Annotated in this window: 21 protein-coding genes; 14 read left to right on the forward strand and 7 right to left on the reverse strand. The window is 72.9% G+C overall.

All coding sequences use genetic code 11. The annotated features are described in order from the left end of the window. The first annotated feature begins 7 nt into the window (after positions 1-7). The 3 genes from ACU610_RS18010 to ACU610_RS18020 all read left to right on the forward strand — a co-directional run bounded on the left by ACU610_RS18010 (position 8) and on the right by ACU610_RS18020 (position 3,597). The gene (locus ACU610_RS18010; protein ID WP_446769064.1) at positions 8-1,438 is read left to right on the forward strand and encodes an SLC13 family permease; all 1,431 of its coding nucleotides are present in this window, start codon (positions 8-10) and stop codon (positions 1,436-1,438) included. Positions 1,439-1,576: 138 nt separating this feature from the next. Then, positions 1,577-2,827, forward strand: a complete 1,251-nt coding sequence (locus ACU610_RS18015; protein ID WP_446769065.1) for a CaiB/BaiF CoA transferase family protein — start codon at positions 1,577-1,579, stop codon at positions 2,825-2,827. Continuing rightward, the gene (locus ACU610_RS18020) at positions 2,824-3,597 is read left to right on the forward strand and encodes an enoyl-CoA hydratase (protein ID WP_446769066.1); all 774 of its coding nucleotides are present in this window, start codon (positions 2,824-2,826) and stop codon (positions 3,595-3,597) included. The genes ACU610_RS18015 and ACU610_RS18020 overlap by 4 nt, the downstream gene beginning before the upstream one ends. Here ACU610_RS18020 and ACU610_RS18025 read toward each other — a convergent pair. Beyond that, positions 3,578-4,381, reverse strand: a complete 804-nt coding sequence (locus tag ACU610_RS18025) for an IclR family transcriptional regulator (protein ID WP_446769067.1) — start codon at positions 4,379-4,381, stop codon at positions 3,578-3,580. The two genes, ACU610_RS18020 and ACU610_RS18025, sit on opposite strands and share 20 nt — an antisense overlap. A gap of 225 nt (positions 4,382-4,606) precedes the next feature. On the opposite strand from ACU610_RS18025, the gene aceB reads away from it, so the two are divergent. From aceB to ACU610_RS18050, 5 genes are all read left to right on the forward strand, one after another. Continuing rightward, a complete protein-coding gene (aceB, locus tag ACU610_RS18030; protein WP_446769068.1) occupies positions 4,607-6,217 on the forward strand; it encodes a malate synthase A in 1,611 nt (536 codons plus the stop codon). A gap of 7 nt (positions 6,218-6,224) precedes the next feature. Continuing rightward, complete coding sequence (locus ACU610_RS18035; RefSeq protein ID WP_446769069.1) at positions 6,225-7,712, forward strand: FAD-linked oxidase C-terminal domain-containing protein; 1,488 nt, start codon at positions 6,225-6,227, stop codon at positions 7,710-7,712. 16 nt (positions 7,713-7,728) lie between these two features. Continuing rightward, the gene (locus tag ACU610_RS18040) at positions 7,729-8,916 is read left to right on the forward strand and encodes an FAD-binding oxidoreductase (protein ID WP_446769070.1); all 1,188 of its coding nucleotides are present in this window, start codon (positions 7,729-7,731) and stop codon (positions 8,914-8,916) included. Between the two features lie 84 nt (positions 8,917-9,000). Continuing rightward, positions 9,001-10,548: a glycolate oxidase subunit GlcF gene (glcF, locus tag ACU610_RS18045; protein WP_446769071.1), complete on the forward strand. Its 1,548-nt coding sequence runs from the start codon at positions 9,001-9,003 to the stop codon at positions 10,546-10,548. Positions 10,549-10,701: 153 nt separating this feature from the next. After that, positions 10,702-12,480, forward strand: coding sequence for an L-lactate permease (locus ACU610_RS18050; protein ID WP_446769072.1), 1,779 nt, complete (start codon positions 10,702-10,704; stop codon positions 12,478-12,480). A 138-nt stretch (positions 12,481-12,618) separates the two neighbouring features. Here the strand turns inward: ACU610_RS18050 and ACU610_RS18055 are convergent, their stop codons facing one another. The 5 genes from ACU610_RS18055 to dnaK form a co-directional block, all read right to left on the reverse strand. Continuing rightward, positions 12,619-13,086, reverse strand: coding sequence for a MarR family winged helix-turn-helix transcriptional regulator (locus ACU610_RS18055; RefSeq protein WP_446769073.1), 468 nt, complete (start codon positions 13,084-13,086; stop codon positions 12,619-12,621). A 73-nt stretch (positions 13,087-13,159) separates the two neighbouring features. Then, positions 13,160-13,618 carry a heat shock protein transcriptional repressor HspR gene (locus ACU610_RS18060; protein ID WP_446769074.1) on the reverse strand — a complete coding sequence of 153 codons (459 nt, stop codon included), beginning with the start codon at positions 13,616-13,618 and terminating at the stop codon, positions 13,160-13,162. Beyond that, positions 13,615-14,829, reverse strand: coding sequence for a molecular chaperone DnaJ (gene dnaJ, locus ACU610_RS18065; protein WP_446769075.1), 1,215 nt, complete (start codon positions 14,827-14,829; stop codon positions 13,615-13,617). Before dnaJ ends, ACU610_RS18060 begins: the two co-directional genes overlap by 4 nt. Before the next feature lie 19 nt (positions 14,830-14,848). After that, a complete protein-coding gene (gene grpE / locus ACU610_RS18070) occupies positions 14,849-15,541 on the reverse strand; it encodes a nucleotide exchange factor GrpE (RefSeq protein ID WP_446769076.1) in 693 nt (230 codons plus the stop codon). Beyond that, the gene (gene dnaK, locus ACU610_RS18075) at positions 15,538-17,415 is read right to left on the reverse strand and encodes a molecular chaperone DnaK (protein ID WP_446769077.1); all 1,878 of its coding nucleotides are present in this window, start codon (positions 17,413-17,415) and stop codon (positions 15,538-15,540) included. The genes grpE and dnaK overlap by 4 nt, the downstream gene beginning before the upstream one ends. A gap of 411 nt (positions 17,416-17,826) precedes the next feature. On the opposite strand from dnaK, the gene ACU610_RS18080 reads away from it, so the two are divergent. The 4 genes from ACU610_RS18080 (at position 17,827) to ACU610_RS18095 (ending at position 22,684) form a co-directional block, all read left to right on the forward strand. After that, positions 17,827-18,384, forward strand: coding sequence for a hypothetical protein (locus ACU610_RS18080; RefSeq protein WP_446769078.1), 558 nt, complete (start codon positions 17,827-17,829; stop codon positions 18,382-18,384). Between the two features lie 128 nt (positions 18,385-18,512). Further along, positions 18,513-18,704, forward strand: coding sequence for a hypothetical protein (locus tag ACU610_RS18085; protein WP_446769079.1), 192 nt, complete (start codon positions 18,513-18,515; stop codon positions 18,702-18,704). A 296-nt stretch (positions 18,705-19,000) separates the two neighbouring features. Then, on the forward strand, positions 19,001-21,292 hold the full coding sequence (locus ACU610_RS18090; RefSeq protein ID WP_446769080.1) for a (Fe-S)-binding protein: 2,292 nt from the start codon (positions 19,001-19,003) through the stop codon (positions 21,290-21,292). A gap of 132 nt (positions 21,293-21,424) precedes the next feature. Next, positions 21,425-22,684 (forward strand): MFS transporter, encoded by a 1,260-nt coding sequence (locus ACU610_RS18095; protein WP_446769081.1) that lies wholly within the window; start codon positions 21,425-21,427, stop codon positions 22,682-22,684. Here the strand turns inward: ACU610_RS18095 and dcd are convergent. Then, positions 22,650-23,240, reverse strand: coding sequence for a dCTP deaminase (gene dcd, locus ACU610_RS18100; RefSeq protein WP_446769082.1), 591 nt, complete (start codon positions 23,238-23,240; stop codon positions 22,650-22,652). The two genes, ACU610_RS18095 and dcd, sit on opposite strands and share 35 nt — an antisense overlap. A gap of 157 nt (positions 23,241-23,397) precedes the next feature. Here dcd and ACU610_RS18105 point away from each other — a divergent pair, with 157 nt between their 5' ends. Continuing rightward, complete coding sequence (locus ACU610_RS18105; RefSeq protein WP_446769083.1) at positions 23,398-23,973, forward strand: PAS domain-containing protein; 576 nt, start codon at positions 23,398-23,400, stop codon at positions 23,971-23,973. Between the two features lies 1 nt (position 23,974). After that, the gene (locus ACU610_RS18110; protein WP_446769084.1) at positions 23,975-24,940 is read left to right on the forward strand and encodes a methyl-accepting chemotaxis protein; all 966 of its coding nucleotides are present in this window, start codon (positions 23,975-23,977) and stop codon (positions 24,938-24,940) included. The last annotated feature ends 49 nt before the right edge of the window (positions 24,941-24,989 follow it).

The following is a 24,989-nucleotide window of genomic DNA, read 5'->3' on the forward strand; positions in this document are numbered from 1 at the left end:
GACATCGATGTCCGTGCAGTTGTTGTCGATCCTCGTGCTGTTGGCGATCTTCCTGATCTCCACGGTGCTGCCCGTCCACATGGGCGTACTGGCGTTCGTCGCCACCTTCGTGGCCGGCTACTTCATCTTCGGGACCGAGGAGTACGCCGACACCATCTACGGCTTCTTCCCGGGCGAGCTGTTCATCGTCCTGGTCGGCGTCACGTTCCTGTTCGCCATCGCCAAGAACAACGGCACGGTGGACTGGCTGGTCAGCGCGTCGGTGAAGGCCTCCGGCGGGCGCCTGTGGGCCATCCCGTGGGTCATGTTCACCGTCACCGGGGTGCTGACCGCCATCGGCGGTGTCGTGCCGGCCTGCGTGGCGATCATCGCCCCGGTCGGCATGGCCTTCGCCCGCCGCTACCAGATCAACCCGCTGCTGATGGGTCTGTTCATCATCAACGGGGCCACGGCCGGGGGTTTCTCCCCGCTGTCCATCTTCGGCGTCATCACCAACACCGTCGTGGCGGACAACGGCCTGCCCGGGAGCCCGGCGTTCCTCTGGGCCGCCTCGATCGTCGCCAACGTGCTGCTCAGCGTCGTCGTCTTCTTCCTCTTCGGCGGGCGCAAGCTGCTGGGCAACGCCACCCGCGTCGACCTGGACGGCCGCGACGGTGGGAGTGCGGAGCCGGTCCCCGTCGGCAGCTCCGGGACCGCGGGCACGGCCGGCCCCGGCGGCACGGGCCCCGGTGGCGTCGCCGCGGCGCACGGCGGGTCCACCGCGGGGGAGCGCGCCGACAGGACCTCCGTGCAGACCACCGCGCTGAAGACCCCCGAGCGCGAGGCCCCGGTCACCACCCTGGACCGCGACCGCACGCTGACCCTGATCGGGCTGGTGCTCCTGGTGGTCGGGGCGCTGGTCTTCCAGCTCGAGATCGGCCTGATGGCCCTGACCATCGCCGCGGTGCTCTCCCTGGTCGCCCCGGCCGGCGCCAAGGGCGCCGTGGGTCAGGTCGCCTGGCCCACCGTGCTGCTGATCTGCGGGATCGTCACCTACGTCGGCCTGCTGCAGGAGCTGGACACCCCCGGCTGGCTCGGTGACAACGTCGCCTCCCTGGGCGTCCCGATGATCGCCGCCCTGCTGATCTGCTACATCGGTGCCGTCGTCTCCGCCTTCGCGTCGACGACCGGCATCCTGGGCGCGCTCATCCCGCTGGCGGTGCCGTTCCTGCTCGGCAGCGACGCCATCGGCGCGGTCGGCCTGATCACCGCCCTCGCCCTGTCGTCGTCCATCGTCGACTCGAGCCCCTTCTCGACCAGCGGGGCCCTCGTCGTCGCCAACTCCAACCCCGAGGACCGGGACCGGGTCTTCCGCACCCTGATGATCTGGGGCTTCTCGATGGTGGCCCTCATCCCGCCGGTCACCTGGCTGGTCCTCGTCGTCCCCGGCTGGCTGTGACGCCACCGCCGCACTGACCGCTCTCCCCGACTGCGCCCCGGCCGGCACCCGCCGCCGGGGCGCAGCCGCGTGCGGGCCAGGATGAGCCCGCCCCCCGGCCGACCACCCGACGAACCGACCCAGCACGCGGAGGCAGACGTGACCGCGACCGGACCGACCCCACCGACCCCCCAGCCGCCCCTCAGCGGGATCACGGTGCTGGAGGTCGGCGTCTTCATGGCCGCGCCCTACGCCGCCATGCAACTGGCCGACCTGGGCGCCCGGGTCGTCAAGGTGGAGGACCCGCGCTCGGGCGACCCCGTCCGGGCCAGTGGGCCCTTCGTCGACGGCGAGAGCTCGCCGTACCTGCGGCTCAACCGCAACAAGGAGGCGATCGCGCTGGACCTGAAGTCCGAGGCCGGCAAGCGGGCCTTCCTCGCGCTGGTCGAGACCGCCGACGTCGTGATCGAGAACCTCCGACCCGGCGCCATGGCGCGGCTCGGCCTCGACGCGGCGAGCGTGCAGGCGGTCAACCCCCGGGTGGTGTACGCCTCCGGCTCGGGCTGGGGGCAGGACGGGCCGCTCGCCCCGCTGCCGGGGCTCGACATCATGGCGCAGGCCCGCAGCGGGATCATGAGCATCACCGGCACCCCCGGGGGCGAGCCGGTCAAGGTCGGCGTCCCGGTGTGCGACCTCGTCTGCGGCCTCTACCTCGCCCTCGCCGTCACCGCGGCGCTGCGCGAGCGGGACCGCTCCGGCGTGGGCCAGTCCATCGACGTCTCGTTGTTCGAGGCCGGCGTGAGTCTCGCCGTCTGGGAGGCCGGCAAGTACTTCGCCACCGGCGAGGTCGGCGGGCCGCTCGGCTCGGCACACCAGAGCCAGGCGCCGTACCAGGCGTTCCGCACGGCCGACGGCTGGATCACGATCGGGGCGAACACCCCCAACACCTGGACCGGGCTGTGCCGGACGCTGGGGATGACGGCCGAGCTGGCCGACGAGCGCTACGCCGACGCCTCCCGCCGCCACGCCCACCGCGACGAGCTGGCGCGGACCGTCGAGGTCCGCACCGCCGCCCGGACGACGGCCGACCTGGTCGCCGCCCTCGGTGCAGCCGGAGTGCCCTGCGCCCCGATCTCCGACTACGGCCAGGTCTTCACCGACGAGCACCTGCACGCCCGCGACTTCTTCTGGGACGCGCCGCACCCGTCGTTGCCGCCGCAGCGGCAGCTCGGCTCGCCCATGCGGCTGTCGGCCAGCCCCACCGTCCGCGACCACGCCGGGCCACCGCTCGGCGCCGACACCCGGGCGGTGCTGACCCGGGCCGGGGTGCCGGCCGACGTCGTCGACGCGGTCGCCGGTCCCGTGCAGGTGCCGGCTCCGGCTCCCGTCGCCCCGGGGGAGGGAGCGTGACCGGCGACCTGACGGTCAGCCAGGACGGCGCGGTCCTGACCGTCCTGTTCGACCGGCCCGGGCAGCGCAACGCGATGACCTTCGCGATGTACGAGGGTCTGGAGCAGGCCTGCGAACGGGCCGACGCCGACGACTCGGTACGCGTGCTCGTGCTGCGCGGTGCCGGCGGCCGGGCGTTCGTCGCCGGCACCGACATCGCCCAGTTCCTGGAGTTCACCGGCGGGGACGACGGCATCGCCTACGAGCAGACGATCGAGCGGGTGGTCAACCGGCTCGAGGACGTCGCGGTGCCCACGGTCGCGGCCATCGAGGGTGCCTGCGTCGGCGGCGGGCTCGCGCTCGCGGCCGCCTGCGACCTGCGGGTGGCCACCGCGTCCTCGCGGTTCGGGGTACCGGTGGCCCGCACGCTGGGCAACTGCCTGTCGGTGAACAGCGTGTCCCTGCTGGTGCACCACCTGGGCCCCGGGCGGACGCTGGACCTGCTGCTGCGGGCGCGGCTCCTGAGTGCGGAGGAGGCCTCCGCGGCCGGCTTCGTGGGAGAGCTCTGCGCCGACGGCGAGCTGGACGCCGCGCTGCAGGAGCTGACCACGACGTTGCTCGGCCACGCCCCGCTGAGCATGTGGGCGGCCAAGCGCGCGGTGACCCGGCTGCGCCGCGCCGGCCTCCCCGACGACGCCGACCTGCTGCGCACCGTCTACGGCAGCGAGGACTTCCGCGCCGGCGTCGCCGCCTTCGTGGCCCGGGAGCCGGTCAGCTGGACGGGGCGCTGATCGACGCGGCGCCGTCCTCCCGCAGCTCCGCGGCCAGGGCGGCGGCGGCCGACTGCAGCAGGGGGACCACCCGCGGGACGGCGTCCATGGTCAGCCGTCCCGCGGGGCCCGACACCGAGATGGCCCCGGCCGAGGGGCCCCCGGGCACCGGGACGGCCACGCAGCGCACCCCGGCCTCCTGCTCGCCGTCGTCGACCGCGTAGCCCTGGGCGGCGATCGCGGGCAGCTGGGTCATCAGCTCGTCGGGGTCGGTGACGGTGAGGTCCGTGCGGGCGGGCATGCCGCCCCGGACCAGCAGCTCGCGGGCGGTCTCGGGGGACAGCTGCGCCAGCAGCACCTTCCCGACGCCGGTGCAGTGCAGGTGCACCCGCCGGCCGACCTCGGTGAACATCCGCATGGAGTGCCGCGAGGGGACCTGCGCGGCGTAGACGACCCGGTCGCCGTCGAGCATGGCCAGGTTCGCCGTCTCCCCGATCGTGTCGACCAGCCAGGTGAGGTGGGGCTGGGCCCACGTGGCCAGCATGCGCGACGCGAACTCCCCGAGGTGGATCAGCCGGGGGCCGAGGACGTAGCGCCGGGAGGGCAGCTGGCGCACGTAGCCACGGGCCATGAGCGTGCGCACCAGCCGGTGGATGGTCGAGACCGGCAGTCCGCTCTCGGCGGCGAGCCGGCTGATCGCGACCTCGCCCCCCGCGTCGGCCATCAACTCGAGAAGCAGGAACGCCCGCTCGAGCGACTGGACGCCATCGGCCGTCCCCCCCGGGGCCACCACTCCCGCAGCCATCGCCACCCTCCCGCTTGCGCTACCACGCCGGACCCCACCAGGCTCTTCCCCAAAGCGAAACGTGTCCGGTCGCTCCAGGGTCCCTCAGGTTGACCGAGGTGATGGCGAACACTACTTTTCCAGTACCCAGACTTCGACTTCCGCGATACGGAAAGAACGATAGCGCCGCTGGCCGCTCAGCGGGAGCCGGCCGGCGTCCCATCCCAGCGACTCCCAGGGAGAACCATGAGCAGCACCACCGGCGTGGACGGCGTCGAGGTCACCGGCCCCATGGAGGACCGGTTCGACGAGATCCTCACCCCCCGGGCGCTCGAGCTCGTCGCCCTCCTCCACCGCGAGCTCAACGGTCGCCGGCTCGAGCTGCTCGCCGCCCGGAAGGAGCGGGTCCGCGCGCTGGCCGACGGCGCCAGCCTGGGCTTCCTCGAGGAGACCCGGTCGATCCGCGAGGACGACTCCTGGCAGGTGGCCCCGCCCGCGCCCGGCCTGATCGACCGCCGCGTCGAGATGACCGGACCCACGGACCGGAAGATGACGATCAACGCGCTGAACTCCGGCGCGAAGTGCTGGCTGGCCGACCAGGAGGACGCGAACTCCCCGCTGTGGACCAACGTGGTCAACGGCCCGCTGAACCTGATGGACTCCATCGACGGGAAGCTGGAGTTCACCAGCCCGGAGGGCAAGGAGTACCGCGTCCGCGACGACGTGGAGCTGCCCACGATCATCGTGCGCCCGCGCGGCTGGCACCTCCCCGAGAAGCACATCACCGTCGACGGCGAGCAGACCTCCGGCAGCCTGGTCGACTTCGCGCTGTACCTGGCCAGCTGTGGCCAGAAGCAGGTCGACCGCGGCCAGGGCCCGTACTTCTACCTGCCCAAGATGGAGAGCCACCTCGAGGCGCGGCTCTGGAACGACGCCTTCAACCTGGCGCAGGACCACCTGGGGATCCCGCGGGGCACCATCCGCGCGACCGTGCTCATCGAGACCTACCCCGCGGCGTTCGAGATGGAGGAGATCCTCTACGAGCTCCGCGACCACTCCGCCGGCCTCAACGCGGGCCGCTGGGACTACATGTTCAGCGTCGTCAAGACGTTCCGGACCCGGGGCGAGGACTTCCTCCTCCCCGACCGCAACTCCGTCACGATGACCGTGCCGTTCATGCGGGCCTACACCGAGCTGCTGGTGCGCACCTGCCACAAGCGCGGCGCGCACGCCATCGGCGGCATGGCGGCCTTCATCCCGTCGAAGGACCCGGCGGTCAACGAGCAGGCCTTCGCCAAGGTCCGGGCCGACAAGGAGCGTGAGGCCAACGACGGCTTCGACGGCTCCTGGGTGGCCCACCCGGGCATGGTGGAGCTCTGCAAGGAGGTCTTCACCGCCGTCCTCGGGGACCGCCCGAACCAGCTGGACAAGAAGCGCGAGGACGTGCACGTCACGGCCGAGCAGCTGCTCGACGTCAGGTCCACCCCCGGGGAGATCACCGAGGCGGGGCTGCGCAGCAACATCAGCGTCGGCATCCAGTACATCGAGTCGTGGCTGCGGGGCTCCGGCGCGGTCGGCATCAACAACCTCATGGAGGACGCGGCCACCGCCGAGATCTCCCGCAGCCAGGTCTGGCAGTGGCTGCACAACGGGGTGCAGCTCTCGAACGGCGAGACGGTCACCCGGGAGCTGGTCGAGCGCATCACCGACGAGGAGATGAAGGCCATCGGCGAGGCCCGCGGCGACTCCTTCGCCTCCGGCCGCTGGGACGACGCCCGGGCGCTGTTCCTGGAGATGGCGGTCTCCGACGAGTACAGCGACTTCCTGACCCTGCCGGCCTACGAGCGCATGCCGTGAGGACGCCATGACCGCCACCGCCGAGCCCGTCGTCTCCGACCGCACCGCCGCGCTGGCCGATCGGCTGCGGGCCGCGGTCGGCACCGAGCGGGTGCTCACCGACCGCACGCAGGTGCGCACGTACGAGTGCGACGGGTTGGCCAACTTCAAGGTCACCCCGGCGATCGTGGTGCTGGCCGAGAGCCGGCAGCACGTCGTCGACACGGTCCGGCTGTGCTCCGAGGCGGGCGTCCCGTTCGTGGCGCGCGGCTCGGGCACCGGCCTGTCCGGTGGCGCGCTCCCCAGTGCCGACGGCGTCCTGCTCGTGCTGTCCCGGCTGCGCCGGCTGTCCCCCGTGGACGCGGACAACCGCCAGGTCACCGTCGAGCCCGGGGTCATCAACCTGTGGGTCACCCGCGACGCGGCGCCCCACGACCTGGCCTACGCCCCCGACCCGTCCTCCCAGCTGGTCTGCTCGATCGGCGGCAACGTGGCCGAGAACGCCGGTGGCGCCCACTGCCTGAAGTACGGCTTCACGGTCAACCACGTCCTCGGCGCCGAGGTGGTGCTGCCGGACGGCGAGGTCGTGCACCTCGGCGGGCGCGCCCCCGAGCACCCCGGCTACGACCTGCTGGGCGCGTTCATCGGCAGCGAGGGCACCCTCGGTGTGGCCACCGAGCTCACGCTGCGGTTGGTCCGGGTGCCGGAGGCGGTGCAGACCATGCTGGTCGGCTACCACTCGGTCGAGGACGCGGCCGGCACGGTCAGCGACATCATCGCGGCCGGGATCGTGCCGGCCGCCGTCGAGATGATGGACGCGCTGGCCATCGAGGCCGCCGAGGCCGCGGTGAGCTGCGGCTACCCCGAGGGCGCGGTGGCGGTGCTGGTCATCGAGCTCGACGGTCCGAGGGTCGAGGTCGAGGCCCAGTTCAAGCAGGTCGAGGAGATCGCCCGGGCCCGCAACGCCTTCGAGACCCGCATCGCGGCGGACGACGCGGAACGGGCGCTGATGTGGAAGGGCCGCAAGTCGGCGTTCGCGGCGGTCGGCCGGATCAGCCCGAGCTACTTCGTGCAGGACGGCGTCATCCCGCGCACGAAGCTGCCCGAGGTGCTCGCCGAGATCGAGCGCATGGCCGACGAGCGGGGCCTGCGCGTGGCCAACGTGTTCCACGCCGGCGACGGCAACCTGCACCCGCTCGTGCTGTTCGACGACGCGGTCGAGGGCCAGGCGCACGAGGCCGAGGAGCTGGCCGGCGACATCCTCGAGCTCTGCGTCACCTCCGGTGGCTCCATCACCGGCGAGCACGGGGTGGGCAGCGAGAAGCGCATGAAGATGGCCAAGCAGTTCACCGCCGAGGACCTCGACACCATGCAGCTGCTGCGGTGCGCCTTCGATCCCGAGGGCATCGCCAACCCGGGCAAGGTCTTCCCGACCCCGCGGTTGTGCGGCGAGCGGCCCGGTGTCCGGAAGGGCGAGCACCCGGTGCAGGCCGCCGGCCTGGGCGAGGTCTTCTGATGGGCAGGGCCCGCTGATGAGCACGGTCACCGACACCCGACGGGCCGGCGGCGCCGACGACGCGGTCGGTGGCGTGGTCCCGCGCGAGGTGGTCCGGCCGACCACGGTCGACCAGGTCGCCGACGTCCTGCGGGCCGCGGCGGCCGACGGGCGCACCGTCGTGCCCGTCGGCGGCCGCAGCAAGCTGACCTGGGCTCCGCCGCCGGAGTCCTGCGACCTCCTGCTGGACCTCACCGGCCTCGACCGGATCGTCGAGCACGTGGCGGGCGACCTCACGGTCGTGGCCGAGGCGGGGGTACGCCTGGCCGACCTGCAGGCGCAGGTGGGCCGGGCGGGGCAGCTGCTCGCCCTGGACCCGCCCGAGGACGGCGCCACGCTGGGCGGCGTGGTGAGCGCGAACGCGTCGGGGCCACGCCGGCTGCGGTACGGCACCACCCGCGACCTGCTCATCGGCATCGCCGTCGTCCTCGCCGACGGCACCGTGGCGCACGCGGGCGGCAAGGTCGTCAAGAACGTCGCCGGGTACGACCTCGGCAAGGTGTTCGCCGGCGCCCACGGGACGCTCGGCGTCGTCGTCTCCACCACCTGGCGGCTGCACCCCGTGCCGCCGGCGCGGCGGGTGGTCACGCTCGAGCTGCCGGACGCCGCGGCTGCCGGTCCCCTGTCGATCGCGCTGGCCCGCTCGACGCTCACCCCCTCGGCCGTGGAGCTGATCGGCAGGACGGACGGCAGCGCGCGGCTGGTCGTGCTGTTCGAGTCGATCGCGGAGTCGGTGGAGGGGCAGGCCCGAGCCGCCGTCGCCCTGCTCGGGGGCGGCGAGGAGTCCGAGGACCTCCCGGAGGACTTCGGCCGTCGGCCCGGTGGTGCGGACGACGTGCTGCTGCGGCTGGCCTACGCACCGGCGTCCCTCTCGGCGGTGCTGGGCGCGCTCCCCGCCGGGACGGCGGTGGCCGCGCACGCCGCGACGGGGGTGTCCTACGCGGCCGTCGCGGCCGGGGAGGCCGTCGAGGTGCTGCCCCGGCTGCGTGCCGCGCTCGCACCGCACGACGGGACCGCGGTGGTCCTGCGTGCGCCCGACGCCGTCCGCGGGCGACTGGACCACTGGGGTCCGATCGGCGACTCGCTGGACCTGATGCGGCGGGTCAAGGAGAGGTTCGACCCCGAGCGGCGGATGTCGCCGGGCCGGTTCGTCGGAGGGTTGTAGATGACGGAGATCACGCCGGGCAGTCGAGACCGGGGCGACTCGCCCCCGACCGGGTCCCCCGGCGCCTCCCCGAACGTCGGTCCCGTGCGGGACACGGTCGCCGACCTGCCGCCCGGCTCACCCACCGGCGCCGTCCGGGCGACCGACGAGGCCCCCTCCGCGGTCGTCGGGGCGCGCCGCCCGCTCGACATCGGTCAGGACATCGACCTGCCGGCCGGCACCGGCGCCGCCACCGTGGGCACCCCGGCCCTGCTCGGCCTGCCCACGACGCGGCAGGCCGTCCAGCCGGCCTTCGACGACCACCACCCGCCGGACCCCGCGCTCATCGGTGACTGCGTGCACTGCGGGTTCTGCCTACCGACCTGCCCGACGTACGTGCTCTGGGGCGAGGAGATGGACAGCCCCCGGGGACGCGTCTACCTCATGAAGGAGGCGCTGGAGGGCGAGCCGCTCGACGACTCGATGGTCCGCCACTTCGACCAGTGCCTCGGCTGCATGGCCTGCGTGACGGCCTGTCCGTCCGGCGTCCAGTACGACAAGCTGATCGAGGCCACCCGCCCGCAGATCGAGCGGCGGTACCGGCGGCCTCGGTCGGAGAAGCTCTACCGCGACCTGATCTACAACCTGTTCCCCTACCCGCGGCGGCTGCGTGCGCTGCGCGGGCCGCTGCGCGCCTACCAGGCCAGTCGGCTCGGCAGCCTGCTGACCCGCGCGGGACTCATGGGCAAGCTCCCGGCACCGCTGCAGGCCATGGAGTCGCTCGCGCCGAAGCTCGGCCCGGTGGAGCGCGTCCCCGAGCGGACGCCGGCCGTGGGCCAGCGGCGGGCGGTCGTCGGGCTGCTGGCCGGCTGCGTGCAGGGGACCTTCTTCCCCGACGTGAACGCCGCGACCGTGCGCGTCCTGGCCGCCGAGGGCTGCGACGTCATCGTGCCGCGGAGCCAGGGCTGCTGCGGGGCGCTGCCCGGACACGGTGGCCGGGAGGAGCAGGCCCTCGGCTTCGCCAAGCGGACCATCGAGACGTTCGAGCAGGCCGGGGTCGACTACGTCGTCGTGAACGCGGCGGGCTGCGGCTCGAACATCAAGGAGTACGGGCACCAGCTGCGCGACGAGCCGGAGTGGGCGGAGCGCGCCGAGGCGCTGGCCAGGAGGTCCCGGGACATCAGCGAGTTCATCGTCGAGATGGGACCGGTCGCCGAGCGGCACCCGCTGCCGATGACCGTGGCCTACCAGGACGCCTGCCACCTGGCCCACGCGCAGGGCATCCGCGAGGAGCCGCGGAAGCTGCTGCGCGGGATCCCGGGCATCGAGCTCAAGCAGCTCACCGAGGCGGAGCTGTGCTGCGGCAGCGCCGGCACCTACAACATGCTGCAGCCCGAACCGGCACGGGAACTCGGCGAGCGCAAGGCGGCCGCCGTCCTCGCCACCGGGGCGGACCTGATGGTGACCGCGAACCCCGGCTGCTGGATGCAGGTCGCGACGACGCTGGCCCGCATGGGCAAGCGGATGCCGGTCGCGCACACGGTCCAGGTGCTGGACGCCTCGATCCGCGGGGTGCACGTCGAGGACCTGCTCGACCGGGCGCTCAACGGCCCCGGCACCGCCCTGGCCCGGCCCGCCGGCGCGGATCGGTGAGACAGGGCCCCCTGTGGGGTCCCGCCGGGGGCTCGCCCCCGGCGGGACCCCACAGGGGGCCTGCCTGACCTGCCACCCCTTCCCCGAACCACCGCACGACCGCACCATCTCCACACAACCACGCGCCCCTCACCGCCGAGGGAAGGAGCCCCGTTGTTCGAGCAGGTCGTCGACCCCGTCGGTGGGTCACTCGCACTGAGCGCCCTGGTGGCAGCCATACCGCTGCTCACGCTGTTCGTGCTCCTGGGTGCGCTGAAGGTCAAGGCGTGGATGGCCGGGCTGATCTCGCTGGCCGTCGCGATCGTCCTGGCCATCCTGGCGTTCCGGATGCCGGTCGGACAGGCCGTCCTGTCGGCGACCGAGGGTGCCGCGTTCGGCTTCTTCCCGATCCTGTGGATCGTCATCAACGCGATCTGGGTCTACAACCTCACGGTCGCCACCGGGCACTTCGACGTGCTGCGACGCTCGTTCGAGAAGGTCAGCCCCGACCAGCGGATCCAGGCGATCATCATCGCCTTCTGCTTCGGCGCCCTCCTCGAGGCGCTGGCCGGCTTCGGGACGCCGGTCGCCATCAGCGTCGTCATGCTCATGGCGCTGGGCTTCCAGCCGATGAAGGCCGCCGCGGTGGCGCTGATCGCCAACACCGCCCCGGTCGCCTTCGGTGCGCTGGCCACGCCGATCGTCACGCTCGCCACGGTGACCTCGGGCGTGAGCGACGACGCCCGGCTCACCGTCGACACCCTGGGTGCGATGGCCGGCCGTCAGACGCCGATCCTGGCCGCTTTCGTGCCGCTGGTGCTCGTGCTGGTCGTCGACGGCAAGCGCGGCCTGAAGGACACCTGGTTCGAGGCCCTGGTCGCCGGTTTCGCATTCGGGATCGCCCAGTTCGTCGCCGCGAACTACATCTCGGTGCCGCTGACCGACATCATCGCCGCGCTCGTGGCCGCGGCCGCCGTCGTGGCCGTCGTCCGGATGCGCAAGACCACCTACGAGCCGGTGACCGCGGCGACCCTTGCCGGCGGCGGTGCGGGCACCGTGGCCTCCGGGCCCGGCGGGCGCGAGCGGGGCGGCGTCGGCGCCACCGCCGGTGAGGAGCTCGGCGACGCCCCCGGCCGGCAGGACGCGCGGGACCCGCACGCCCCGGCCGTCGGCGGCGACCGGCCCGTGGTGGAGGACAGCCGGGCCGAGGTCGTCAAGGCCTACGCGCCGTACGGGATCATCATCGTGATCTTCGCGCTGGCCAACCTCGGCCCGGTCAAGTCGGCGCTGGGCCAGGCGCCGTGGACGACGTCCTTCGCCTGGCCGGGGCTGAACGTGTTCGCGGCGGGCTCGGACACCGAGCTGTCCTCGACGACGTTCTCGTTCAACTGGCTGCCCGCCGCCGGCACCCTGATGATCTTCGCCGGCATCCTCACCATGCTGGTGCTGCGCATCTCGCCGGGCCGGGCGCTGAAGGCCTACGTCGACACCTACCGCGAGCTCAAGTGGGCCATCGTCACCGTCATGGCGGTGCTCGCGCTGGCCTACGTGCTCAACCAGTCCGGCATGACCAGCCACATGGGTCGGCTGCTGGCCGAGACCGGCGCCTTCTTCGCCTTCCTCTCCCCCATCCTGGGCTGGATCGGCGTCGCGGTGACCGGCTCGGACACCTCTGCCAACGCGCTGTTCGGCGCGCTGCAGGTGCAGGCGGCGACCAACGCCGGTCTCGACCCGGTGCTGCTGGCCGCGGCCAACTCCTCCGGCGGCGTCATGGGCAAGATGGTCAGCCCGCAGAACCTGGCCATCGCGGCCGCGGCGGTGGGCATGGCCGGCCGGGAGGGCGAGCTGTTCCGGAAGGTCTTCGGCTGGAGCATGCTGCTCCTGCTGCTCATGTGCCTGATCGTGGTCCTGCAGGCCTCCCCGGTGCTCAGTTGGATGGTCCCGGGACCGTGACCTGACCCGCTGACACGGCAGCGCCCCCGTACCCGGCCGGGTACGGGGGCGCTGCCGTGTACGGCGCGGGGAGAACGGCGGCTCCCCTGCAGGGTCCCGCCGCGAGCGCGCGAGTGGCGGGGGGCAGGGGGTCCTTTCTCAGCGGTCCGTCTCGGCCTCGCGTGCCTCGCCGAGCCGGTTGAACCGGGCCAGGAGCTCACCCAGCATGGCGACGTCCTCGGCCGGCCAGTCCGCGAGGTCGGCCTCCCAGCGGGCCCGCCGGGCGTCACGGATGCGGGAGAGCCGGGCCGCACCCTCCGGGGAGGTGCTCAGCACCTGGGCGCGGCCGTCGGCCGGGTCGGCCTCGCGGGTGACCAGGCCCAGCTCGACCAGCGTGGAGACCTGGCGGCTGACGGTGCTCTTGTCGAGCCCCAGCCGCGCCACCAGGTCGCTGGCGCGCAGCGGCCCGGCGTCCTGCAGCAGCGCCAGGAGCCCGTAGGCGGCGCCGTCCAGGTCGGGGTGCAGCTCCCGGGACAGGCGGGCGGAGATGGCGCGGGAGCGGCGCAGCAGCAGGCCGATCTCCCGCTCCACCCGCACGTAGGCCTCGTGCGTGTCCACCTGCGTCACGGCACCTCCTCGCCGGCGCTCGTCGGTTCTCTGCCGTGGGGTGCTCTGCTCATGGGCGTCCTCGCACGCTCGGTCACCTCGCGTCCCGGGGCCGCCAGACGACCAGCGCCGAGGTGGAGGGGCGCAGCGGCACCAGGTCGCGGCCGTAGCCGGCCCGCACGGCGGACTCGGCCGCCACCGCCCGGCTCTCGGCGAGCTCGAGCTCGGTGAGGAGCTCCTGCACCCGCTGCTGCAGCGCCTCGACCTGCGACTCCAGGTCGATGATCCGCTTGATGCCGGCCAGGTTGACGCCGTCCTCCTGGGAGAGCCGCTGCACCTCGCGGAGCAGCGCGACGTCGCGCGGGCTGTACCGCCGGCCACCGCCGCGGGTCCGGCCGGGGCTGACCAGCCCCAGCCGGTCGTACTGCCGCAGCGTCTGGGCGTGCATGCCGGCCAGCTCGGCGGCGACCGAGATGACGAAGACCGGCGCGTCGTCGGCGACGGCGCGCCCCGAGTCGGCCTGCTCGCGGAGGCCGTCGGTCGGGAGACTCACCGCGCGCCTCCCTGCTGCACCGCGGCGGTGATCCGCGGCCGCGGGTCGCCGAGCTCGGCCTCGAGCACCTTGACGGCGTCCTGCGCGGCGGGTGTGAGCCGCTTGGGCACCGCCACCTCGACGGTCACCAGCAGGTCACCGGACCGGCCCTTGCCCGGGACTCCGCGCCCACGGACCCGCAGCGTCTGGCCGCTCGCCGTCCCCGCGGGGACCTTGAGCGTGACGTTGCCGTCGAGCGTGGGCACGGTCAGCGTGGCCCCGAGGGCGGCCTCGGCGAAGGTGATCGGCACGGTGAGCGTCAGGTCGTTGCCCTTGCGGCCGAACAGCTCGTGCTCGGACACGTGGACGACGACGAACAGGTCGCCGGCCGGGCCGCCGCGCCGCCCGGGGGCACCCTTGCCGGCCAGCCGGATGCGCTGGCCGTCCTTGACGCCGGCCGGGATCCGCACGGTGATCGTGCGGGTCTGGGTGGTGACGCCGTTGCCCGCGCAGGTCGGGCAGGGGTCGTCGACGACCTGGCCGGTGCCGCGGCAGTTGCGGCACGGCTCGGAGAAGGCGAACGCCCCCTGGCTGCGGCTGGTCACCCCGGCGCCCTGGCACACCGGGCAGGTGTGCGGGGCGGTGCCGGGCCGGGCGCCGCTGCCGTGGCAGGTCGGGCAGGTACCCGGGCTCTGCATCCGCAGCGGCACCGTCACGCCGAGGACGGCCTCCTCGAACGAGAGGGTCGCCTCGGTCTCGACGTCCTGCCCGCGGGCCGGGCCGGACGCGGCCTGGCTGCGCGCCCGCGCCGAGCCGGCACCGGCCCCGCCACCCCCGAAGAGGCCGCCGAACAGGTCACCGAGCCCACCGGCGCCGCCACCGGCGCGCCCGCCGGTGGCGGTGCCGAAGAGGTCGCCGAGGTCGAACGCCTGGCCGCCGCCCGCCCCACCGGGGAACCCGCCGGGGAAGCCGGCCCGGGCGCCCGCTCCTCCGGACCCGAACAGCCGGCGGGCCTCGTCGTACTCGGCCCGCCGCTTGGGGTCGGAGAGGACGTCGTAGGCCTCGGAGACCTCCTTGAACCGGGCCTCCGCGTCCGTGTTGCCCGGGTTCTTGTCCGGGTGCAGGTCACGGGCCAGCTGGCGGTAGGCCTTCTTGATGGCCGCCGCGTCGGCGTCCTGGGCGACGCCCAGAGCGGCGTAGTAGTCCTTCTCGATGAAGTCCCGGGTGCTCATCGGGCGCCCCCTCTCCGGCTCAGTCGGCCGCCGGGCCCTCGCCCGGCTGCGCGGGAGCGGTCCCGTCGGTCACGCCCTCGGCGGGCGCGGCCGCGAGCGGGCTCTCCGGGTCGGTGACCGCGACCATCGCCGTCCGCAGCACGCGGTCGCCGCGGCGGAAGCCCTGCCGCAGCACCGTCGTCGCGGTGGGGACGTCGACCTCGGCCGAGGTGTCGTGGATGACCGCCTCGTGCAGCGCCGGGTCGAACGGGTCACCGGCCACGCCGAAGGCCTCCACGCCCAGGCCGTCGAGCAGCCCCAGGACGCGGTCGGCCACGACCTTGAACGCGCCGGTCAGGTCGCCGTGGTCCCGGGCCCGCTCGATGTCGTCGACGATCGGGAACAGCTGGGTGGCGAACCGCTCGGCGGCCTGGTCCACCACGAGCTGACGGTCCCGGTCCACCCGCCGCCGGTAGTTCGCGTACTCGGCGGTGACCCGCTGGAGGTCCTCGGTCCGCTCCGCCAGCTGGCGGGACAGGTCGTCGTCCACCACCGTCGGCTGTCCGCCGTCGACGGTGGCCTCGTGCTCGCTCATCTGCTCCCCTGCTGGGTGTACGCCCGGGCGGGCGCCGGCCGGCTGCTCACCGGCCGGCACCCGCACGGTGCCACTGGTCGGGTCGATGCGCCGCTTGTCGCGGATGACGACCTGCGGCTCCTCTTCCCTGTCCGTCATCGGCGATCGTTGTCCTCGTCGATGATCTCGGCGTCGACCACGTCGTCGTCCGACGCGGTGGCACCGGTCGCACCACCGGGCGTGCCGGCGTCACCGGGAGCACCGGCACCCGCGGCGCCGGCTCCCGCCTCGGCCTGCTGGGCGTAGAGCGCCCCGCCGACCTCCTGGGAGACCCGGGCGACCTTCTCCTGGGCCGACTTGATCGCCGAGATGTCCGAGCCGCCGAGGGCCGAGCGCAGCTCGGTGAGGGCCTCGCCGAGCTCCTCCTTCTTGTCGGCCGGGATCTTGTCACCGTTCTCGGCCAGGAACTTCTCGGTCTGGTACTGCAGCGACTCGGCGAGGTTGCGGGTCTCGGCCTCCTCGCGGCGGCGCTTGTCCTCCTCGGCGTGCGCCTCGGCGTCCTTCATCATCCGCTCGATGTCCTCCTTGGGGAGGGCCGAGCCACCGGTGATGGTCATCGACTGCTCCTTGCCCGTGCCGAGGTCCTTGGCGGACACGTGCACGATGCCGTTCGCATCGATGTCGAAGGCCACCTCGATCTGCGGGACGCCGCGCGGCGCCGGCGGCAGACCGGTCAGCTCGAACATGCCGAGCTTCTTGTTGTAGGCCGCCATCTCGCGCTCGCCCTGGAAGACCTGGATCTGCACGGACGGCTGGTTGTCGTCGGCCGTCGTGAAGATCTCCGAGCGCTTGGTCGGGATCGTGGTGTTGCGCTCGATGAGCTTGGTCATGATCCCGCCCTTGGTCTCGATGCCGAGGGACAGCGGGGTGACGTCGAGCAGCAGGACGTCCTTGACCTCACCGCGCAGGACGCCGGCCTGCAGCGCGGCACCGACGGCGACGACCTCGTCGGGGTTGACTCCCTTGTTCGGCTCCTTGCCGCCGGTCAGCTCGCGGACCAGGTCGGTGACGGCCGGCATGCGGGTCGAGCCACCCACCAGGACGACGTGGTTGATCTGGCCGACGGAGATGCCGGCGTCGCGGATCGCCTGGTTGAACGGCGCGCGGGCGCGGTCGAGCAGGTCCTGGGTCAGCCGCTGGAACTCGGCACGGGTGATCGTGACGTCCAGGTGCAGCGGGCCCTCGGCGCCGGCGGTGATGTAGGGCAGGTTGACGTTGGTCGACTGCGCGCCGGACAGCTCGATCTTGGCCTTCTCGGCGGCCTCGCGGAGCCGCTGCATGGCCAGCTTGTCCTTCGACAGGTCGATGCCGTTCTGCGCGTTGAACGTCTGCACCAGGTGCTTGACGACCCGCTCGTCCCAGTCGTCACCACCGAGGTGGTTGTCACCGGCGGTGGCCTTCACCTCGATGACGCCCTCGCCGATCTCCAGCAGCGAGACGTCGAAGGTGCCACCACCGAGGTCGAAGACGAGGATCGTCTGCTCGGTCTCGCCCTTGTCCAGGCCGTAGGCCAGCGCGGCCGCGGTCGGCTCGTTGACGATGCGCAGGACGTTGAGGCCCGCGATCTCGCCGGCCTCCTTGGTGGCCTGGCGCTGCGCGTCCTCGAAGTAGGCGGGGACGGTGATGACCGCGTCGGTCACCGGCTCGCCCAGGTAGGTCTCGGCGTCCCGCTTCAGCTTCTGCAGGATGCGGGCGCTGATCTCCTGCGGGGTGTAGCGCTTGCCGTCGATCTCGGGCGACTTCCAGTCGGTGCCCATGTGGCGCTTGACCGACCGGATGGTGCGGTCGACGTTGGTGACCGCCTGGTTCTTCGCCGACTGGCCGACGAGGACCTCACCGTTCTTGGCGAACGCGACGACCGACGGCGTGGTGCGTGAGCCCTCGGAGTTGGCGATGACCGTCGGCTCGCCGCCCTCGAGGACGGTGACGACGGAGTTCGTGGTGCCGAGGTCGATACCGACCGCTCGAGCCATGGAGCTGGCCTCTCTTCCGTGTGTTCCGGGGTGTACTTGTCTGTGCGGGGAGTCGGTGTCCGCCTTGCGCGGGGTCCACTCAACTTTCCTGCCCACCCTAACGGCACCCCCGGCGGAAGTGTTCCCGGGTGTCCGGTCTCGTCGTTGATGATCAGCTCGGCACCGGGTCGCCGTCCCACGCTCCAACACGGGTCCGCCGACACGCGTTGACGCCGGCATCCACAAAGAGCGGCACCGTCCCCACCCCAGCGACGAGCCGACCGTCGTGACCACCCGGCCCGCAGCATCGTCGCGTGCACCCGACCCTCCGCGCCCGTGCCGAGACCCGCCTGGGCGTAGTCACCACCGCTGAAGCGCGGCGTGCCGGCTACGACCACGGCGAGATCCGCCCTCTGCCGGTCGGGCTCGTGGGTGCGCCTGCGGCGGGGCGTGCTGGTCACCGCAGGGGATCTCGCAGCCAGCGAACGGGCGGGACGCCGCTTCGACGTCGACTGCCTCGCCGTACTGGCGAGCCTGGCCCGGCCGACGGCGCTGGTGAGCCACAGCTCCGCGGCCCGGCTCTGGGAGTTGCCGACACCTCGGACGGCGGATCAGACCGTCCGGCTCACCGATCCACACCAGTGGCGACGCGGACAGGGCTACCTCATGACCTGCGCCCCCGTCGCGCCGACCGACCACTGGCGTGCCGGCCCGGTGCCGGTGACCTCGGCGACGCGCACCCTGGTCGACTGCGCGCGCGAGGGGAGTGTCGAGGACGCCGTCGTCGCAATGGACGCCGGACTGCTGACCGAGCGGACGATGCTGGCCGACCTCCAGCGGGCCGTCGACGCCGTCCGCCACTGGCCCGGTGCGCCCCGGGCGCAGCGGGCGGTGGAGCTGGCCGACGGGCGGGCGGAGTCGCCGCTGGAGACCCGCGGCCGGTTGCGCATCATGGGCGCTGGCCTCCCGAGACCGGAGCTGCAGGTGTAGATCCGGACGGCGGGGCACCTGGTCGCGGTGGTCGACGCATGGTTCGACGACGCGGCCGTCGCCGTCGAGTTCGACGGGCAGGTGAAGTACGCGACCTCCTGGCGCGGCCGTACCCCGGAACAGGTGCTGTGGGGGAGAAGCGCCGCGAGGACGAGCTGCGTGCGCTCGACATCCGGGTCGTCCGGATCGCCGACCCCGACCTCCAGGACCGCTGGCCGACGATGGAGCGGCGACTGCGCGCAGCGCTCGCCGTACCCGGACCAGCGTCCCGGTCCTTCACGGCGATCCCGCGGGCACGCGGGACCGCGCGCACCCGCTGAGGTCATCGCCGCCCTGCCCGTCGGATCGCCGTCCTCGTGCTGCAGCAGCGGGTCGGCAGACGCACGGAGGGGTCCGCGGTGACGGGGACGGGCGCCCTCTCCTTCCGCGGACGGCGGGCGCGCGGGCGCCGCGGCAAGGTGGTTACCGACGAGTAGCCTGTGCGCCCGACAGCTATCGTCCGACGCGCGCGGGCACAGGTGCCCACGCGCGGTCCGCGCGACGGCGGCGAGTCCACCCGCCGTCGTGGCGGGCGGGGGATCAACCGACGCCCCGTGGCGTCCGGGAGGGATGTTCGATGGGCCCCTTGCAGATCGTCCTCGGGACGATCAGCGTGCTCTTCCTGATCGTGTCCGTGGTGTTCGCCTACCGGGCGGTGCGGGCCATGATCCGCATCATCAGGACCGGTCAGCCGGACAGCACGCGCACCCGGCCGGTCGGCCCGCGGCTGAAGACGCTGGTCGTGGAGTCGCTCGGGCACACCCGGATGCTGAAGTGGTCGTCGATCGGGGTCGCGCACTGGTTCGTGTTCCTGGGCTTCTACGGCCTGTTCCTCACCCTCGTCGAGGCCTTCGGTGAGGTGTGGAACCCCGCCTTCCACCTGCCGCTGATCGGCGAGTGGGGGCTGTGGAACCTGTTCGTCGACGTCATCGGCACCGGCACGGTGCTGGGCATCCTGTACCTGATCGTCCGCCGCCAGCTCGACCACCCGCGCCGCCAGGGCCGCAAGAGCCGCTTCGCCGGCTCGAACGAGGGCCGCGGCTACTTCGTCGAGGCGATCGTCCTCATCGTCGGCGTCTGCATCCTGAGCATCCGCGCGGCCAAGATCTCGGCGGGCCTGGTCGAGGCCCCGACCTGGTCGCACCCGGCCTCGAGCGCGCTGTCGAACCTGTTCCCGGCCAACCCCGACCTGGTCAGCGTCATCGCCTTCGTCAAGATCGTTGCGTCGCTGGTCTGGCTGGTCGTGGTCTCGCGGCTGCTCAACATGGGCGTCGCGTGGCACCGGTTCAGCGCCTTCTTCAACATCTACTTCAAGCGCGAGGGCACGAGCGGCGCCCCCGCCCTGGGCCCGCTGCCGCCGATGACCTCGGGCGGCGAGCCGATCGACTTCGAGGACCCCGACGAGGACGCCATCTTCGGCCGCGGCAAGATCGAGGACTTCACCTGGAAGGGGATGCTCGACTTCACCACCTGCACCGAGTGCGGGCGGTGCCAGAGCCAGTGCCCGGCGTGGAACACGGGCAAGCCGCTCAGCCCCAAGATGGTGATCATGGACCTGCGGGACCACCTGTACGCCAAGGCCCCCTACCTGCTCGGCGAGAAGACCGCGTCGGAGACCGCACCCGACTACGACATCCTCAAGCCGAGCGACGAGCAGGTCTGGGCCTCGGGTTACGCCCGCATCGAGGGCACCAACGACGCACAGGCCCACCGCCCGCTCGTCGGCACCCTCGAGGAGGGCGGGGTCATCGACCCCGACGTGCTGTGGAGTTGCACCAACTGCGGTGCCTGCGTCGAGCAGTGCCCGGTCGACATCGAGCACATCGACCACATCGACGACATGCGCCGCTACCAGGTGCTCATCGAGTCCAACTTCCCCTCCGAGGCCGGCGTGATGCTGCGCAACCTGGAGAACCGCGGCAACCCCTGGGGCGTCAGCCCCAGCACCCGCGAGGACTGGATGAAGGAGCTGGACTTCGAGGTCCGGCAGGCCGACGGCCCGCTGCCGCTCGACGTCGAGTACCTGTTCTGGGTCGGCTGCGCCGGCGCCATCGACGACCGTGCCAAGAAGGTCACCAAGGCCGTCGCGGAGCTGCTGCACACCGCCGGGGTCGAGTTCGCCGTCCTGGGTTCCGGGGAGACCTGCTCCGGCGACCCGGCCCGCCGGATGGGCAACGAGTTCGTCTTCCAGATGCTGGCCCAGGAGAACGTCGAGACCCTCAACGGCGTCTTCGAGGGCCGCGTGCCGGGCATGCGCAAGATCGTCACCACCTGCCCGCACTGCTTCAACTCGCTGGGCCGGGAGTACCCGCAGGTCGGCGGTGAGTACGAGGTCGTCCACCACACCCAGCTGCTCAACCAGTTGGTGGAGGAGGGCCGGCTGACCCCGGTCACGCCGGTCGACCGCAAGGTCACCTACCACGACCCGTGCTTCCTCGGCCGGCACAACAAGGTCTACACGCCGCCGCGGGAGATCCTCGAGTCCGTCCAGGGCCTCTCCACCCAGGAGATGCACCGCTGCAAGGACCGCGGCTTCTGCTGCGGCGCCGGCGGTGCCCGCATGTGGATGGAGGAGAAGATCGGCAAGCGGATCAACATGGAGCGCACCGAGGAGGCGCTCGACCTCGATCCGGACGTCATCTCCACCGCCTGCCCGTTCTGCATCACGATGCTCAGCGACGCGCTGACGACCAAGAAGCAGAACGGTGAGGCCGGCGAGCACGTCGAGGTCCTCGACGTCAGCCAGATCCTGCTGCGCTCGCTCGCCCCGGTCGGCACGCCGGGCACCGAGCACGGCGCGGACGTCGGCCGCAAGGACGACGACGTGGCCGGCACCGGCTCCGCGGCGACGGAGCACGGCGCGCAGTAGCAGAGGACCCCGTCGACGACGGCGCGTGTCCCCTCCCCGGGGGCACGCGCCGTCGTCGTCGCGGGGGCGGGCAACGGCCGGCGGGCCGACCCCGGGGCCGGCCGGCGCGCACGGGAGAGGGACCATCGTCGGGTGGCCAGCTCCGACGTCCCCGCCTCCCCCCGCCGGGGGCTGCTGCTCGTCGGGACGGCGATCGTCCTCACCGGGCTGAACCTGCGGACGGCGGTCAACAGCATCGGTCCGGTGCTGCAGGAGATCCAGTCCGGGCTGGGCATCTCCAGCGGCCTCACCGGGCTGGTGACCAGCCTGCCGGTGATCTGCTTCGCCGTCATCGGCTTCGCCGGGCCCCCGCTGGCCGCGCGGTTCCGCGACGGGCACGTGCTGGCCGGCGCGCTGCTGGCGATGGCCGCGGGCCTGGTCCTGCGAGCGGTGGCCGGGGCGTTCTGGCTCTTCGTCGCCGGCACCGTGCTCGCGATGGTCGGCGGCGCCCTGGGCAACGTGCTGCTGCCCAGCCTGGTGAAGCGGCACTTCCCGTCGCGCACCGGGTTGCTCGTGGGCGCCTACAGCACGGCCATGGCCACCGGCGGGGCGGTGGCCTCGGTGTCGGCCGCGCCGATCGCGCAGGCCGCCGGGGCCGACGGCTGGCGCTGGAGCCTCGCGATCTGGGCGGTGCCCGCACTGGTGGCGGCGCTGCCGTGGCTGGCGGTGCGGCCACGGCCGGGTGCCTCGCGGACGGCGCACACGGCGCTGCCGATGCGCTCGCTGGTGCGCAGCCCCACGGCGGTCGCACTCGCGGCCTTCTTCGGCTTCCAGGCGATGCAGGCCTACGTCATCCTCGGCTGGACCGCGCAGTACCTGCGCGGCTCGGGGCTGGACGCCGCGACGGCCGGGCTGCTGCTCGGGGTGAACACGGTGGTCGTCGTGCCGCTCAACGCCGTCGTCCCGCCGCTGTCGGTGCGCTCGCGCCTGCAGCGGCCGCTGCTGCTCCTCTTCGCCACCTGCTACGTCGCCGGCTGGCTCGGGCTGATGCTGGCCCCGCGGACCGTGCCGTGGCTGTGGATGAGCCTGCTCGCGATCGGCATGAGCACCTTCGCGATGGTGCTCGCGCTCATCGGCCTGCGCGCCCGCACGCCGGAGACCACCGCGGCCCTGTCCACCGTCGTCCAGGGGTGGGGGTACGTGCTCGCCGGGACCGGACCGCTGTTGGTCGGCGTCCTGCTCGGTGCCACCGGCAGCTACGCCGGCATGTTCGTGGTCGCGCTCGCCGGCGTCGTGGCGCTCACGGCCACCGGCTGGCTGGCCACCCGGCAGCGCTTCGTCGACGACGAGGTGGCCGCCCGTGAGGCGGCCGGAGCGGTCAGGGAGCCGGACGCCGCGTCTCCGCGCGGGTGAAGTTGCGGAACGACCGCGAGGGCGTCGGGCCGCGCTGGTCCTGGTAGCGGGAGCCGTAGATCGCCGAGCCGTACGGGTGCTCGGCCGGGGTGGTCAGCCGGAACAGGCACAGCTGGCCGATCTTCATGCCAGGCCACAGCGTGATCGGCAGGTTCGCCACGTTGGACAGCTCGAGCGTGATGTGCCCGGAGAAGCCCGGGTCGACGAAACCGGCCGTCGAGTGGGTGAGCAGTCCGAGACGCCCTAGACTCGATTTCCCCTCCAGCCTCGCTGCCATGTCGTCGGGGATGGTGACGACCTCGAGCGTCGAGCCGAGGACGAACTCACCCGGGTGCAGCACGAACGGCTCGTCGCCGTCGGGCTCGACCAGCGTGGTGAGGTCGTCCTGCTGCTGCGCGGGGTCGATGTGGGTGTAGCGCGCGTTGTTGAAGACGCGGAAGAAGCGGTCCAGCCGGACGTCGATGCTCGAGGGCTGCACCAGCGCCTTGTCGTAGGGCTCGATGCCCAGGCGACCCTCGGAGATCGCGGCCGTGATGTCGCGGTCGGACAGCAGCATGCGGCGGAGTCTAGGGACCGCGCCCGCTCACCACTCCGGGCGAACCGGCCGGCGGGCGCCGCCGGAGGTGACGCAGGACCCGGTGCCGCCCGACTGGACCACGCTCTCCTCCTGCCGATGAGAGGAGGACGAGACCGTCGGGAAGCGCGGAGGACCCTTGCTCGAGATCCAGGACCGGGCGGCCCCACGGGGAGCCGGCCGGGGCGTCGTACCGACCGGGGAGGCGCGCACGTTCGCCCCGGACGAGCTGATCGTCTCCAAGACCGACCTCCGTGGCGTGATCACGTACGCCAACGACGTCTTCCTGCGGATCAGCCGGTACGAGCTGGACGACGTGATCGGCCGGCCGCACAACCTGATCCGTCATCCGGAGATGCCCCGCGCGGTCTTCGCGCTGCTGTGGCAGACCCTCTCCGAGGGGCGGGAGCTGTTCGCCTACATCGACAACCTGGCTGCCGACGGCGCGCACTACTGGGTGCTCGCACACGTCACGCCGTCCTACTCCCCCGACGGCGCGGTCGTCGGCTACCACTCCAACCGGCGCCGTCCCTCACCCGGCGCGATCCGCACGATCACCCCGCTGTACCAGCGGCTGGTCGAGGAGGAGCGACGCCACCCCACGGCCAAGGCCGCCGTGGCCGCCTCCTCCCGGCTGCTCGACGAGCTGGTCGCGGCGGAGGCCGGCTCGTACGAGGAGTTCGTCTGGTCGGTCATCGCGCGAGAGGAGCGCTGACGTGGGCATCCGCAGACGGTCCGAGGGCGGGCGGCTCGGCGACGCCGAGGAGCTGGCGGCATACCGCACCTTCGTGCAGCAGCTGACCCGGACCTGCCAGGCGGCCGCCCGGGGCGACCTGGAGGCCCGCAGCCGCCCGACGGCGGGCGCGGCCGACGTGCCGGAGCTGCAGGCGCTCAACGACGCCGTGAACCACGTGCTCGACGTCTCCGACGCCTTCGTGCGGGAGTCCTCGGCCGCGCTGACGTCGGCCGCGGCGGGACGCTTCCACCGCTCGGTGCTCACCGGCGGCCTGGCCGGTGCCTACCGCAAGGGCGCGACCGACATCAATGCCGCCCGGGACGCGATGCGAGAGACCGCGGGCCGGGTCACCGAGGCCACCAGCGCCCGCCTGCGGCTGGCCGACGAGTTCGAGACCGTCGTCCTCTCGACGTCGGAGCAGGTGGCCACCGCGTCGACGGAGATGAGCGCGTCCGCGTCCGGGCTGGCCCAGGCGGCCTCGGCGGCGAGCGCCCAGGCGTCCACGGCGCAGGAGACGATGAGCGCGCTCACCCGGTCGGCGGCCGAGATCCGGGAGGTCATCGCGCTGATCGACTCCGTCGCCGCCCAGACCCGGCTGCTGGCGCTCAACGCGACCATCGAGGCGGCCCGGGCCGGCGAGGCGGGCAAGGGCTTCGCCGTCGTGGCCTCGGAGGTCAAGGACCTCGCCGACCAGACCGGCCGGGCCACCGAGCGGGTCACCGCCCAGGTCGAGCAGATCCGGGCCGCCTGCGAGGAGGTCGCCGCGGTCATGACGCGGGTGGGGACGACGGTCACCGAGATGAACGGCGTGGTCGACGGCATCGCCGCCGCGGTCGACGGCTCGGCGTCCCTGGGCCCCGGCGGTCAGGACGTCACCGGGTTGTCCCAGCTCGCCGAGCGGTTGCGCTCGGAGGCGACCGGCTTCCTCGGGGCGATGCGCCGCTGAACCGCGGGGTACCGTTCGGTCCCGGCGCCCGGCTCGGCCGAGGACCGGG

The sequence above is a fragment of the Geodermatophilus sp. URMC 61 genome (assembly GCF_052931555.1).